This is a genomic window from Deferrivibrio sp. (assembly GCF_055117995.1).
The window spans coordinates 19581-34245 of the sequence record NZ_JBSQOT010000010.1 but is presented as its reverse complement, the minus strand read 5'-3'; the positions used below and the strand labels follow the sequence as shown (position 1 = coordinate 34245).

At 37.9% G+C, this 14665-nt stretch carries 16 protein-coding genes; all 16 read right to left on the bottom strand.

Going from position 1 to position 14665, the window contains the following annotated elements:
• Positions 1-4: 4 nt before the first annotated feature.
• Positions 5-505, bottom strand: coding sequence for an NADH-quinone oxidoreductase subunit J family protein (locus ACTCAF_RS04595; protein ID WP_463062120.1), 501 nt, complete (start codon positions 503-505; stop codon positions 5-7).
• A gap of 3 nt (positions 506-508) precedes the next feature.
• Positions 509-949, bottom strand: coding sequence for an NADH-quinone oxidoreductase subunit NuoI (nuoI, locus tag ACTCAF_RS04590; protein WP_242819279.1), 441 nt, complete (start codon positions 947-949; stop codon positions 509-511).
• 10 nt (positions 950-959) lie between these two features.
• Positions 960-1946, bottom strand: coding sequence for an NADH-quinone oxidoreductase subunit NuoH (gene nuoH, locus ACTCAF_RS04585; protein WP_463062119.1), 987 nt, complete (start codon positions 1944-1946; stop codon positions 960-962).
• Positions 1947-1956: 10 nt separating this feature from the next.
• On the bottom strand, positions 1957-2724 hold the full coding sequence (locus ACTCAF_RS04580; RefSeq protein WP_463062118.1) for a tetratricopeptide repeat protein: 768 nt from the start codon (positions 2722-2724) through the stop codon (positions 1957-1959).
• Positions 2717-5011: a 2Fe-2S iron-sulfur cluster-binding protein gene (locus ACTCAF_RS04575; protein WP_463062117.1), complete on the bottom strand. Its 2295-nt coding sequence runs from the start codon at positions 5009-5011 to the stop codon at positions 2717-2719. The genes ACTCAF_RS04580 and ACTCAF_RS04575 overlap by 8 nt, the downstream gene beginning before the upstream one ends.
• A gap of 17 nt (positions 5012-5028) precedes the next feature.
• Positions 5029-6819: an NADH-quinone oxidoreductase subunit NuoF gene (nuoF, locus tag ACTCAF_RS04570; protein ID WP_463062116.1), complete on the bottom strand. Its 1791-nt coding sequence runs from the start codon at positions 6817-6819 to the stop codon at positions 5029-5031.
• Between the two features lie 10 nt (positions 6820-6829).
• The gene (gene nuoE, locus ACTCAF_RS04565; RefSeq protein ID WP_463062115.1) at positions 6830-7348 is read right to left on the bottom strand and encodes an NADH-quinone oxidoreductase subunit NuoE; all 519 of its coding nucleotides are present in this window, start codon (positions 7346-7348) and stop codon (positions 6830-6832) included.
• A 7-nt stretch (positions 7349-7355) separates the two neighbouring features.
• Positions 7356-8549, bottom strand: a complete 1194-nt coding sequence (gene nuoD, locus ACTCAF_RS04560; RefSeq protein ID WP_463062114.1) for an NADH dehydrogenase (quinone) subunit D — start codon at positions 8547-8549, stop codon at positions 7356-7358.
• 16 nt (positions 8550-8565) lie between these two features.
• Complete coding sequence (locus tag ACTCAF_RS04555; RefSeq protein ID WP_463062113.1) at positions 8566-9060, bottom strand: NADH-quinone oxidoreductase subunit C; 495 nt, start codon at positions 9058-9060, stop codon at positions 8566-8568.
• A gap of 8 nt (positions 9061-9068) precedes the next feature.
• The gene (locus tag ACTCAF_RS04550; protein WP_463062112.1) at positions 9069-9545 is read right to left on the bottom strand and encodes a NuoB/complex I 20 kDa subunit family protein; all 477 of its coding nucleotides are present in this window, start codon (positions 9543-9545) and stop codon (positions 9069-9071) included.
• A complete protein-coding gene (locus ACTCAF_RS04545; RefSeq protein ID WP_463062111.1) occupies positions 9536-9889 on the bottom strand; it encodes an NADH-quinone oxidoreductase subunit A in 354 nt (117 codons plus the stop codon). Before ACTCAF_RS04545 ends, ACTCAF_RS04550 begins: the two co-directional genes overlap by 10 nt.
• Before the next feature lie 158 nt (positions 9890-10047).
• Complete coding sequence (locus ACTCAF_RS04540; protein ID WP_463062110.1) at positions 10048-10959, bottom strand: RluA family pseudouridine synthase; 912 nt, start codon at positions 10957-10959, stop codon at positions 10048-10050.
• 5 nt (positions 10960-10964) lie between these two features.
• Complete coding sequence (locus ACTCAF_RS04535) at positions 10965-12116, bottom strand: RsmB/NOP family class I SAM-dependent RNA methyltransferase (protein WP_463062109.1); 1152 nt, start codon at positions 12114-12116, stop codon at positions 10965-10967.
• Positions 12109-12966, bottom strand: a complete 858-nt coding sequence (htpX, locus tag ACTCAF_RS04530) for a zinc metalloprotease HtpX (protein WP_463062108.1) — start codon at positions 12964-12966, stop codon at positions 12109-12111. The genes ACTCAF_RS04535 and htpX overlap by 8 nt, the downstream gene beginning before the upstream one ends.
• Positions 12959-13735 carry a DUF116 domain-containing protein gene (locus tag ACTCAF_RS04525; protein WP_463062107.1) on the bottom strand — a complete coding sequence of 259 codons (777 nt, stop codon included), beginning with the start codon at positions 13733-13735 and terminating at the stop codon, positions 12959-12961. The genes htpX and ACTCAF_RS04525 overlap by 8 nt, the downstream gene beginning before the upstream one ends.
• Positions 13728-14654 (bottom strand): methionyl-tRNA formyltransferase, encoded by a 927-nt coding sequence (fmt, locus tag ACTCAF_RS04520; RefSeq protein ID WP_463062106.1) that lies wholly within the window; start codon positions 14652-14654, stop codon positions 13728-13730. Before fmt ends, ACTCAF_RS04525 begins: the two co-directional genes overlap by 8 nt.
• Positions 14655-14665: the final 11 nt, after the last annotated feature.

Here is a 14665-nt window from a genome sequence, read left to right as displayed (position 1 = left end):
CTCCTTAATCCTTTTTAGCAAGAACTATTGCCCCAATCATTGCTATTAACAATAATATAGATGCAATTTCAAAGGGCACCAAATAGGTCGTAAAAAGCTCTTTACCGAACATTTTAACATTACCAAGTTCTTGCGCCAACTGAGGAGTTACCCATCCAAGTTTACCAATTACTTCAGAGCTTTTAAGAGTCATAAGCACCTGAAACACTATTATAATAGATGCGACAACTCCGATTACATACCTGAACGGAACCTTTATAAACCCATGTGATTTAGGGTTAAGAAGCATAACAACGAACAGGTATAAAACCAAAATTGCCCCTGCATATACCAATACCTGAATTGCAGCAACAAACTCTGCATCTAATTGTACAAAGATTCCGGCAACTGCAAAAAAAGTAAGAAGCATCCATAATGCTGAGTGCACAGGGCTATTCCTAGTTATCATAAACAGGGACGAAACTATAGCTACAAACGCAAGAATATAAAAAATCACCTGTTCCATAATCTATTCTCCTTTGACATTTTTCCTATTCTCTACCATGTATCTCATGTTGATAATATAATTATCCCTGGTGCTATCTACAGTATCATACCTGTCACTCATGTGAATTGCATCTTTAGGGCAAGCCTCTTCACAAAATCCACAGTAAATACATCTTGATAAATCTATTTCAAACTTCCTTACCAATCTCTCACCGTTAGGACCGGCATCTGTTTCTATATGAATACATTCAGCAGGGCAGACCTTTTCACAAAGGTAGCAACCAACACATTTGCTCACCCCTCTCTCATCGACATTCATATAATGAATCCCTCTAAATTTGTAGATAGGGGACTCTTCATAAGGGTACCTGACTGTTACAGGCTTTTTAAACATGTGCTTAAGAGTTACACCTAAGCCCTGGAATATTTCAGTAAAAAATATCGTATCAAATATATTCTTCATTAAGCACCCCCTACCTTATCACATAAACAACTATAGATGTTATAACTATATTTGCTAAGGCAATAGGTATCAATATTTTCCAACCAAGCGCCATAAGCTGGTCAAACCTAAGCCTTGGCAATGTAGCCCTTAGCCACAGGTAGAAGAACATGAAGAATAAAACCTTCAACACAAACCATACAAATCCCGGTAAAACAGGACCATTCCATCCACCAAGAAAAACTATTGCAGCTATTGAAGAAACTACGTACATATTTGCATATTCTGCCAAAAAGAACATTGCAAACTTCATACTTGAGTATTCCACATGAAAACCAGCAACAAGCTCTGTCTCTGCCTCTGGCAAGTCAAAAGGCGCCCTGTTTGTTTCGGCTATTGCAGAGATAAGGTATACAACAAATGCCACAAATTGTGGAACTATATACCATAGCCCTCCAGCCTGAGCCTCAGTGATCCCTTTAAGGCTAACAGTACCAGCAAGAAGAATTGGTCCAATAAGGGCAAGTCCCATTGCAGTCTCATAACTAATAACCTGCGCTGAAGACCTCAAACTTCCAAGAAGAGCATACTTGGAGTTTGATGCCCATCCGGACATAATAAGACCGTATGTACCGACTGAAGATAAAGCTAACACATAAAGAAGACCAATGTTGACGTCACTGATGTATGGCTGGATCTGATAGCCAAACAGTGTAAACTTATCAGCAAAAGGGATAACCGCAAATGCTGATAACGCCGGAATTAAGCTTAATAGCGGAGCTATAATATAAACCGGCTTATCAACCATATCAGGAACTATGTCCTCTTTAGCAACAAGTTTCAGTCCGTCTGCGATAGGTTGTAACAAACCTTTCCAACCTACGTGTGTCGGACCAAGCCTTACCTGCATATGACCGATGACTTTTCTTTCAAGCCAGGTCATATAGGCTACACCTAAAAGTAAAACTGTGATAACGATTAGGATTTTGATTACTACTAAGAGAATCTCTAAAAGCATAGCCAACCTCTTATAATTTTTTTATATCTTTAAAAACTTCAACCAACTTTTCAACTTCGGGGTTATTAGGGTAATTTTTGCTCGCAGTTTCAAGAACTTCTTCTGCCTCGTCATATTTCGTCAACCCTATCAGAGCTAAGGAATAATTAAGCAATAGTGTTATATCCATTATCCCTCTGCTGTATGCCTTAAAATAACATTTGGAAGCCTCTTCATAATCATGCTTTGTAAAGTACAAATCACCAAGCTTTTTATAAGCATCCAAGTAGTCACTGTTGATTGTCAGAGTCCTTTTAAAAAGCTTTTCGGCTTCTTCAATATTTCCCAAATAGTACTCACATAACCCCAAATAATATACTGCTGCTGCATTTTCTTCATTATTCTCTTTAATCTCATTAAATATCTTTTTTGCTTCCTGCAGATTGCCAATTTTAAAATAGACTGTACCTAACATGTACTTGGCTCTTACGTTATCTTCAGCCAATTCTATCGCCTTAGTCAGATATTGTATCGCCTCGGAAAACTTCATCAGCCTTGCACATGCAAGCCCAAGTCTATAATAATATTTGGCACTTTTTGGATTAAGGGAAACTGCATTTTTAAAATGCTTTTCCGACTCACTAAGTCTGCCTGAGTCATACAAGGAAAGACCAAGATAGTAATTGGCTAAACCATCACTATCTTTACTGTCCTGTATATACCCACTAAGTATCTCAATTGCTCCGGAATAGTTTCCCATATTATACATCCTCAAAGCTTCCTGCAATTTATTATCCATTATGTTTAACTAAATCTACCTTTAAATACTTCCCTTTGTGGAAGAGATCAGCTGTCTCTTTGAAATCATTAGGCAAAGAAACAACACCATCCGGCATACCTTTAACTACAGCAACTCTAAACTTTCTAGTTGTATCTTCAAACTTCAGAATAATATAGTCTCCATCTCCTACATTAAGTTTAGATGCATCTGTAGGGTTTATTTCAACTGCCGGCTCAGCGTACACCCTACTCAGATCCTGAGATCTTCTAGTAAATGAACCTGAATGAAGTCTTAATGAACCAGGGAAAACTTTAAATTTTCCTTTACCTTTTGGCGAAACCTTTTTAAGAGCAAATGCTCCGTCTAACACAAACGGATATTTGACTGTTCCACCATTAAAATCAACATCATTGTATAGTGGCACCTCTTTTCTGATTAAATCTTGAACCTCATCAATACCTTTAGGAAGGTTTACGCCTAACCTTGCAGATAGTAATGCCAAAAACTCAAGATCAGATATTACTCCATTGTCTACAGTCTTGTTTAAGCTCTGAACCCTTCCCTCAAAGTTAGTAAATGTACCATCTTTTTCAGCAAAAAGTGATACAGGTATATATACTTCAGATAGCTCCGCGACTTCACTCATAAACGGATCGGTAACTGCCAAAAAGTCAAGCTTGCCTAAAATATCCCCAAGGTCACTATATTCAGGGTGCAATAGTGGATTTTCACCTAAGATTACAAGTGCCCTTAAGCTACCATCTTCCAACACCTTTCGAAAATCAGCCTGTGCTTCTGTTTTTACATAACCCGGTTTATAGTAAGGGGTACAACCCATATCTACTATACCTTGAGAGTTGTTTTTTAATCTGCAAGGTACAGTTATCACATTATTAACTAGAGTTTTTATCTCATTAGCATAGTACAAATCGAGTTCATCGTATGGATTGTAAACTAAAACAGGCTTTTTAGCGCCTTTAAAACTATCAGCCAAATCTTTAAATTCACCATCACCCTTAAGTCCGTTTATAAAATTTTCTATCTTCTCATATACCTCTGACGGCTTGCCGGTAAAAAAGTTGGTTGCTACTCTCTTAAGTGAAGTCACTTTTGGGTAGAATACACTAAGTGTAGTCTCTTCTTTTCTACCCATTCTTCTTATTGCATAACCTAGTACCGGATTTGACTCGGTTACATCTATATTTAATACTATTAGGTTGTCAGAGTTTTCCACATCCTCGTATGTCCCTTCAGGCAAAGCATTAACCGTTTCAAATGAGAACACATTATTACTTCCAATTACCTCTCTTGCAAATTTTTGAGCTAAAAATGCTTCTTCATTTGTCACTCTTGGAGAAACCAATACCCCAATTGAATCAGCACCATACTTACCTTTTATTTCACCTATTTTAGCGGCAACATATTCTATTGCCTCTTCTATGCTGCTTTCTGAAAATTCCCCCGATTTTTTAATCTTTGGAGTCTTCTCCCTTTCAGGCGAGTTAATAAGCTCATACCCGAATCTCCCTTTTGCACATAAAAAGCCATGGTTTACGCCTAAATCAGGATCTTCGGAGATTTTATAAACTTCATTATCTTCATGCTCAACTATAATTGAACATCCGCATGAACAAAAACCGCAAACAGACTCTGTCTTTTCAAGATTCCACGGTCTGTTTTTAAACAAATATACCCTGTTATTCAATGAACCGACAGGACAAACGCTCATACATTGACCGCAGTATTCACAATTCCACGGTTGGTCAAATGAGGTCCCAATGTATGTTTCCGTACCTCTGTTTATAAAGCTTATTGCCTGAATATTAACAACTTCGTCACAAATTCTTACACATTTGCCACAAAGCACACATCTATCAATATCTCTTTCAATAAATGGGTTTGTGTGGTCAAATGGCGTATCGTTTGGTTTCGGGTCAAACCTTACATTCGTAAGGCCAACCTCAAATGTAAGATCCTGAAGCATACAGTCCCCACCCTTGTCACAAACAGGACAGTCTAACGGGTGGTTGATAAGGAGAAGCTCTATAACCGTTCTTCTCAATTTTTGTAGTTTTTCGTTCTGTGTAACTATTTCCATTTTATCAGTTACAGGTGTGGTACAGGCAGTCATAAGCTTAGGGTTTCCAACAACCTCGACCAAACAAACACGGCAGGCTCCAAACGGATTTAATGTCTTATGATGACATAATACCGGAATATGGACACCAGCTTTTTCCGCAGCTTGTAAAATCGTGCTATTTGGCTCTACCTGTACTTCTCTGCCGTCTATTTTAACGGTAACCATACGCTCACCCTCTTTTCTTAATCTATTGCGTTAAAAGGACAGTTTACAATACATTCACGACATTTAACACACTTGCTCTTGTCAATGTATGCCACTTTTCCTTTTTCCCAGGTAATTGCATTTACCGGACACACCTTAAAACAGATACCACATTTTTTACATGCGTCTTCTTGTACCTCAAACTTTACTAATTCGGTACATTCTCTACCCGGGCACCTTTTTTCTTTAATATGAGCCTCATATTCATGCCTGAAATATCTGATTGTCGTAAGAACAGGGTTAGGTGCAGTCTGTCCCAAACCACATAACGAAGAGACTTTAATATCTTGAGCCAAACTTTCCAGAAGCTCTATATCACCTTCTCTACCCTGACCTTTTGTAATCCTTGCAAGAATATCAAGCATTGTTTTTGTCCCTATTCTACACGGAATACATTTACCGCATGATTCTCTCTGAGTGAAAGTTAAGAAAAAGTGTGCCACGTTAACCATACAGTTTGTTTCATCCATAACAACGACACCACCGGAACCCATCATCGCACCAGCTGCAATAAGTGAGTCATAGTCAATAGGTGTATCGAGAAGACTCTCAGGCAAACATCCACCTGATGGGCCACCGAGCTGCACTGCCTTAAATTTTCTTTTTTTAGGAATTCCTCCACCAACATCAAAAATCAATTGGCGGACGGTAATCCCCATGGGAACTTCTATAAGCCCTGTACTTTTAACCTTTCCACTTAGAGCAAATATTTTTGTTCCCTTTGATTTTTCGGTACCAATTGACGCATACCAGTCAGCACCATTTAAAATAATCATCGGAAGATTTGCGAATGTTTCTACATTATTGACATTTGAGGGCTTCCCCCACAAGCCTTTCACTGCAGGGAAAGGTGGTCTTGAGCGGGGCATACCTCTTTCCCCTTCTATTGAAGCAATAAGCGCTGTCTCTTCACCACAGACAAAAGCCCCAGCACCTTCTTTTAAGTGAAGGTGGAATTCAAAATCAGTTCCTAATATATTTTTCCCTAAAAATCCTCTTTCTTCAGCATCCTTTAAGGCTTTTTTAACCCTGATTATTGCAAGTGGGTACTCAGCCCTACAATATATATATCCTTCCTTGCAACCTATTGCATAAGCCGCAATAAGCATCCCTTCAATAACATCATGCGGGTTACCTTCTATTATACTTCTATCCATAAAGGCACCAGGGTCACCTTCGTCTGCATTACAAATTAGATATTTCAAATCCCCGGGAGAATTTCTACAGAATGTCCACTTTAAGCCGGTAGGGAAACCACCGCCCCCTCTACCTCTAAGTCCTGACTTCTTAACCTCTTCTATAACCTGCTCAGGGGTCATTTCTTTTAATACCTTTTTAATTGCCTCATATCCGCCGTGAGCTATATAGTCGTCAATACTGTCGGGGTCAACCTTACCACAATCCTTTAAAACATATCTCTTTTGATGTTTATAGAAATCGTAATAATCGTCCTTGGCAGCCCACTTTTTTACCACCTCGCCGCCAACCACATGTTCCTGCACTATAGTTGGAACCATTTCAGCAGTAACATGCTCATAGGTAACAGCTTCTTTCCCTGGGACATAAATATCCACAAGTACATCCCTCGCACAAAGTCCCCTGCAACCTGTTGCCTTGACTTTACAATTTCTCTCTTTTATCTCTGCTGGCAGGCCTGCATCTTCGAAGGCCTTCCTGAAGGCCTCCATAACCTCTGTACCACCTGATGCTACACCAGCTGTACCCATACAAACATGTACTTCGTAATTATCTATTATGTGTTCACCCATGCTTTTACCCCTATTCCTCTTTATTTGCATATTCTCTGAAAATCGCTCTCGCGTTTTCAGGGGTCAGATTACCATAGGTCTTATCATTAATCATTATTACCGGAGCCATACCACACGCACCTATACAAGAAACTTCTTCAAGGGTAAATTTTAAGTCGCTTGAAGTCTCACCATTTCCAATACCAAATTCCTCTTTAACAACCTCAGAGATTCTCCCTGAACCTTTTACGTGACAAGCAGTTCCACGACAAACCCTTATAACATACTTGCCTCTTGGTGTTGTGTAAAACTGAGCATAAAAAGTAAGAACCCCATATAGCTGATGAGGTGACACATTAAGATTTTCCCCTATCCTTTCAATCATTTCCCTTGAAAGATAACCGTAATGTTCCTGAACCTGCTGTAAAACCGGAATAACTGCTCCTTTTTTACCGCTATATTTTGCACATATTTCATCTACGGCGGATAAATCTATTTCCTGGATTACTTCTTCCTGGTTGTCTTGCATTTCAATAGCTTTCTCAGACATATTACACCTACCTATCTATTTCACCAAGAACGATATCAACGCTACCGATTATACCGACCAGGTCAGCAACCATTGCTCCTTTAGCCATTTTGTTAATAGCGCCAAGATTCACAAACGAAGGAGCTCTAATTTTAAGTCTATATGGCCTTTCCTCGCCATTACTAACAATATAATAACCAAGTTCCCCTTTAGGTGCTTCAACACAGGCATACGTTTCACCCTTAGGAGTTTTAAAGCCTTTTGAAATAAGATAAAATCTTCTAATTAACGCTTCCATTCTTTCATAAACTTCCTGATGGGAAGGCATAGCAACTCTCGGATCATCGGTCATAACAGGTCCTTCAGGAATCTGCTCCAAAGCCTGCTTAAGTATTCTGTTAGCCTGCCTCATCTCTTCAACTCTTACCTGGTACCTTGCATATATATCCCCTTCTTCTCTGACAGGGACATCAAATTCGAATCTATCATATATTCCATATGGTTCATCACGCCTTAAGTCAAAATCAACTCCGGAACCTCTCATTATTGGACCACTTACACCGTAACTTAAAGCGTCTTCTTTAGAAAGATACCCAACACCTACCGTTCTTTTTAGCCAGATTCTGTTTTTCGTAAGGAGCCTTTCATAGGTGTCTATCCTTTCATCAAATATTGACACAAACTCCTTCAGTTTTTCCAGAAACAAAGGTGGGACGTCTTCCCTTATACCACCTATTCTTATCCATGAACTGGTCATCCTCTGACCTGTGGCAATCTCAAACATATCAAGAATAAGCTCTCTTTCCCTAAAAGCATAAAGAAATACAGTCATCGCTCCAATATCAAGAGCATGAGTTGCAATCCAGACAAGGTGACTGGCTGCTCTGGCAAGCTCAGCAAATATAACCCTTAAATATTCAGCTCTTTCAGGTATTTTAACATTAAAGAACTTTTCTACGGCCAGACAATAACCTAAATTATTTGACAAAGGGGAAAGGTAGTCCAACCTGTCCGTCAACGGTATAAACTGATGATATGTCCTGTTTTCAGCAAGTTTTTCCACACCTCTGTGGAGAAAACCTACATCAGGTCTCACATCAACTATAGTCTCACCATCAAGATCTACCACAAGCCTCAATACACCATGCGTACTTGGGTGCTGAGGCCCCATATTGACCGTTATAATTTCACTTAAATTATCTTTTGTGCTTATATTTTCCATAGTCTATCCCCAAACCCTATTTTGTAAACTTTATGCCAAGGTTTTGCTCATCGACAGAATTAAACCAGCTTCTGTCCTTAAGACCATACTCCTTCCTGAGAGGATGACCCTCAAAGAAATCAGGCATAAGTATCCTTCTCAAATCCGGATGCCCTTTAAATGTAACCCCAACGAGATCATACTGCTCTCTCTCAAGAAAATCTGCAGATTTCCATATATCAGTAACCGTTTCAAATTCGGGTTCAGCAAGAGCAACCTTAACAAAAACTCTAAGTTTTTTATCTACATTAAACAGATTGTAAGAAAGCTCAAACTTTTCATTCTTTTTTGGCCAGTGGATAGCTACTATATCAACCAGATATGTAAACCCATAATCACATTTAAGACTTTTCAAAACTTCCTTTGCAATATCAGCAGGAGCATTGATAAAATTACAACCATACTGAGTATATCCATTAATCTTTGAGTCAAATTTTCCTGCCAATTCTTTCAACAAACTCTCAAATCCCATCATACACCTCACTTTCTCAAGACCTTGTTGCCTTTAATTTTCTCCTGCAATGCAACAATCGCATCAAGTAGCGCCTCTGGCCTTGGAGGACAACCGGGAATGTAAAAGTCGACAGGAACAATCTCATCTGCACCTTGAACAGTAGAATATGTATCAAAAATACCGCCACTTGTGGCACAGCTACCCATAGCTATAACCCACTTTGGTTCAGGCATCTGATCATAGACCTTTCTCACAACAGGTGCCATTTTCCTTGTAACAGTACCTGCCACAATCATCAAATCAGCCTGCCTTGGTGTGGCTCTAAATATGACACCCAACCTATCAAGGTCATATTTTGATGCACCAACAGCCATCATTTCAATGGCACAACATGCAAGACCAAACGTAACCGGCCATAGAGAAGATCTTCTGGCCCAGTTTATTACTCCGTCAACAGTAGCAGTAATAATGTTGTCAGAAAACTTATGCTCCATTACGCCCATTCTAACGCTCCTTTCTTCCAAGCATAGAAGTAACCAAATACTAATATCACTATAAACAAGATCATTTCAATAAGCCCGAAAATCCCCAACATATCAAATGCTACCGCCCAGGGAAAAAGAAAAACTGTTTCCACATCAAAAATAACAAAAAGCATTGCAATTACATAAAACCTTACATTGTAGCGTCTTCGGGCATCACTGAATTCAGGCATACCACATTCATAAACGCTTAACTTAACCTTTTCAGGTTTTTTAGGTCTTATCAAAAAACCTACACTCACAATGATAATACCTATCAGTGCTGAAATTACTAACATTAACGCTATTGGAAGATATCCGCTCATATTCTCACCTCTGTATTTTGTATACAGTATGCATTATGTATCATAGAGATTAATAAGTGTCAACAAGAAACATTGTTTTAGGATTCACAACTTAAAAGGAAATGACTATATTTTTTACCCGATAATTCCTATAAATAAAATCAATAATTATTCGTTTTTCAATTAAGACAATCTATTAGATTTTGCATATCTTCCGGCAAATCAATATTTACTTCCCTCTCAATATTATCAAAAGGACATATAAATTTTAAATAATATGAGTGCAATGCCTGCCTTTTTATCGGATAGGAAAGAGAAAATTTGTTACCATACACTTCATCCCCTATTATAGGGAATCCAAGAAAAGACATATGTACTCGTATCTGATGAGTTCTGCCAGTATAAATCTTTACATCTGCAATAAACTCGTTTTTAAACCTTTTCAAAATAAAAACATCTGTTTTAGCAAACTTGCCGTCTTCATTTACACACATCTTCTTTCTGTTTATTTTGTGGCGACCAATATGATTTTCAATATTATAAAAATTTTCTTTTGGACTACCATATGCAATACAGATATATCTTTTTTCCAGGTCCCTTTCCTTAAAGAGCTTGGATAGTCTCTCTTTAGCGTTATAGTTTTTTGCTACAATCATTAGTCCAGATGTATCCTTATCGAGCCTGTGGATTATTCCAGGCCTGAAATCACCCTCATTTATTTCAAAAGAAAACATATAAACAAGGCCGTTCACAAGCGTGTTGCTGTAGTTACCAGGCGCCGGATGGACCACAATCCCGGCAGGCTTATTAATTATTAGATATTCCTTGTGTTCAAAAACTATTTCAAAATCAATCTTTTTCGGCTCAAGATTAGGTTTTTCCTCTTCCAAAATAGATACAACGAGATAATCGCCTTGATTTATTTTAGTAGATGTTTTTTTTAAAACTTTTCCATTAAGGCTGACAAGCTCCAATTCCACAAGCTTCTGGCAAAAACTTCTTGTTTTTCCTGTCTTTTCACTCAAAAAGATATCAGCCCGCTTGTAATCCTTATCAGCAACTAATTTTAATTCTTCAACTATCTTTTTCATAATTATCAGGCAACTCTTTTTAAAAGTGCAGCAAAAAATCCGTCCGTTTCTGTTTTATGAGGAACCGAATAAAAAAAATCGCCTAAGCAAAACTCATCAGGTGCATTTACAGGTACGATCTCAAAATTACTCTTATTTTTTAAGAAATTATTTATTACCTGGACCCCCTCTTCACTTTCATTTGAGCAAACACTGTAAAGGATAAAACCACCAATTTTCACAAAATCAGACAATGTAGTCAGAAATTTTAGTTGCTTGATTGAGTTTTTGATTAGTATTTTTTGATTTCTTAAAAACCTGACCTCAGGATGCCTTTTAATAGTCCCAAGTGAAGAGCATGGTGCATCAAGTAGAATCAGATCATACCTTTGTAAATGTTCATATTTTAAAACATCGGCGTTAAATGTTTTTACATTTGTACACTTGTATTTTTCAACATTTTCATTTAATTTTCTGGCTCGATTTTGATCCCTTTCAAAAGCATTTATTTCAGCCAGAGGGTGAATCTTACTTAAAATTACCGTTTTGCCACCAGGAGCTGCACACGCATCCATAATTTTATCTACCTTCAAATCTTTTGTAATAAGAGGTATAAGTGCAGAAGCCCTGTCAACAGGCAAAGCCTGTGCTGGAATATCTTCAAAATTTTCATAGTTATAAAATGTTAGACTTGACAGGTCTATATAATTGTTGAGAGGCGGGTTGTTCAGTGAATATAAAATTTCCGTCAGATTTTCTTCACCAAAGTTTTTTTTCAATTTGTTTACATACCACTCTGGAAAATCATCATAAATACTATAATTTTTTAGTATTTCATCTTTTTGAGTTATAAGCTTCCTTAAAACCGCATTAACAAACCCCCTCTGTTTGGGTTTTAAAATATTTAAAGTTTCATTCACTGCTGCATAATCAGGAATGTCGTTCATAAAAAGTATCTGGGATGCCCCAAGAGTTAATGCAGCATAAAGCTCCACGGGGGTATCTTTTTTCAAATAAAGAGCCAATGACTTTTCAATAAATGAGAGGTGCCTGAATATTTCAAAATATAATTTTCTATAAACTTTTCGGTATGTGGTGTCTTCAAAATAATCTTCAGTAAGCTTGCCGTAATAAAAATCAACAAGGAGGCTGTACAGCCTCCTTCTGTTTCTATCCACCGTAAACCATCTTTTCAAGCCTTCTTATTCTCTCTTCAACCGGGGGGTGAGTAGAAAATAAATTCATCAAATTTCTCCCTGTTAAGGGGTTCATGATAAACATATGAGCAGTTGCAGGCTTTGCATCCATTGGCATTTTTTCAACACCGTAAGCAATTTTCCTTAGGGCATTGGCAAGGGCAACAGGATTGCCACAAAGCGCTGCGCCTCTCTGGTCTGCGAGATATTCCCTTGACCTTGAAATTGCCATTTGAATTAAAAGAGCTGCGATAGGAGCTATTATCATAGCAACAATTGCACCAATAGCACCTAATGGACTTCCCCCTTCTTCATCATCACGGCCACCACCAAATATCATTGCCCATCTTGCCCAATCAGCAAGCATCATTATTGCACCTGCAAATGTAGCAGCGATTGTACCTATAAGAATATCTCTGCCGTGGATATGAGCAAGCTCATGTGCCAGTACACCTTCAAGTTCATCCCTGTTTAAAAGTTGTAAAATCCCCGTAGTTACCGCAACCGCAGCATTTTGAGGATTTCTCCCTGTAGCAAATGCATTTGGAGCAGGATTTTGAATTATGTAAACTTTTGGCATAGGAAGGCCACCCTTCTGGGCAAGATTTCTAACAATTGAATACAACTCAGGTGCGTCACTTTCAGTAACCTCTTTTGCTCTGTACATTGAAAGCACTATTTTGTCGCTAAACCAATACGAGAAGAAATTCATTCCCAATGCAAAGATAAATGCAAACATCATTCCATTTCGACCGCCAAGCATCCCGCCAATTAACATAAACAGTATTGTAAGCAAAGTCATAAAAAATACTGTTTTTAGTGTGTTACCCATTATTTCCTCCGATATATATTTTTTCTATCAATTTCTCAATCGTATTAGTGTTAACTTTAGTGTTTAAACAGTCCCCATATGGTCTCTCATTAAGTATCCCTATAACCGGCAAAGGATAAGTATCCTGAATCCCACTTAACAAATCCCTCTCACAAGCAACAGCAATAATAATATCAGGTTTTGTCTCTTTAACTATCCTTCTGGCAATTGTACCACTTGTTGCAACACTCACATTTAATTTATATTTCTCGGCAATATTTGCAAGCCCCTTTATATCACACTTACCACACTTTTTACATACTAAGATGTCTTTTGTAATTTTAAGTTCACAATCTTCAAGCTGAATACAGTGGGGAAGCAATACCAATGGATTATTAACCTTTTTGCCTATCAGTGATTCCAGCACAAGTTCATTATTCACTGCAATAAACGATCTAATTATTTTGTCTCTGTCTACTTTTAAAATTTTTGCGACCCGCATAACGACCGGAAACAAAAACCTTGTAACCAACCCTCTCATTCTTCTGGCAATTTTGGTTTGTTTACCAGAAATCATAGTTATAACGATAATAAAAGTAGAAAAAGCAAGAAACAGACCAAATCCTGCTACAATTAATGAAAAAATAATACCTGCAATACCAGAAACACTTGAAATCCCCTTCAGTGAAACATACCACACAAAAAAAAGGAGCAACAGGGTTACAGCCGAAGAAATCCCAAGCAAATATATAAAAAGCCTCTTCTTCTCAGGCTTTAAGCTTTTATCCAAGTACAATCCCTTTTTCGACTTTGTATCCGGCAAGAAAACTTTTTACATCCATTCTTTTCTTGCCTTCAAGTTGTACTTCTTTTAGCTTCAGTGAGTAATTGCCACATTTGACTAACATAAAGTCCCTGGTAACCTCGTAAACAGTACCCGGTTCTACATCAGGGTTATCAGTTACAATCTCTGCATCAAATATTTTAAATGTAAGCCCGTTGAGTTTTGTAAAAGCCGAAGGCCATGGATAAAATCCCCTGATTGTCCTTTCAATATAGTCAGCATCACTGTTCCAGTTTATAAGACCTTCATCTTTCTTGATTATAGGGGCATAACTTGCAAGTGAATCATCCTGCTTTATAGGTTTAATTTTATCAAATTCTTTAAGTGTTTTCAGCAATAACTGTGCGCCAATATCCGATAACTCAACAAGTAACTGTTCACTATTTTTCCTGTCAATTCTTGTTTTTTCTACCAACAAAATATCACCTGTATCAAGCCCTTCATCCATAAGCATTGTTGTCACACCTGTTTCAGTTTCTCCATTTATAATTGCCCAATTGACCGGTGCAGCGCCCCTATACTTTGGAAGAAGTGAATAATGTACATTTACCGGAGCCTTCCTGGGTATATCCAGTACCTCTTTAGGCAATATTTTACCGTAGGCGACAACCACAAGAAAATCAACATCATAACTTTTCAGCTTGTTTAATGCATCTAAATTATTCTTCAATTTTTCCGGCTGAAAAACTTCAATATTATGCTCAACAGCAATTTCCTTAACAGGTGGAGGGGTCAATTTGTTCCCCCTCCCCTTTGGTTTATCTGGCTGACACACCACAAGCCTGACATTAATTTCTTTATCATCTATAAGACTTTTCAAGATAGGAACAGCCGTAAGCGGCGTACCCATAAATATTACATCCACCTTTTTCTCCT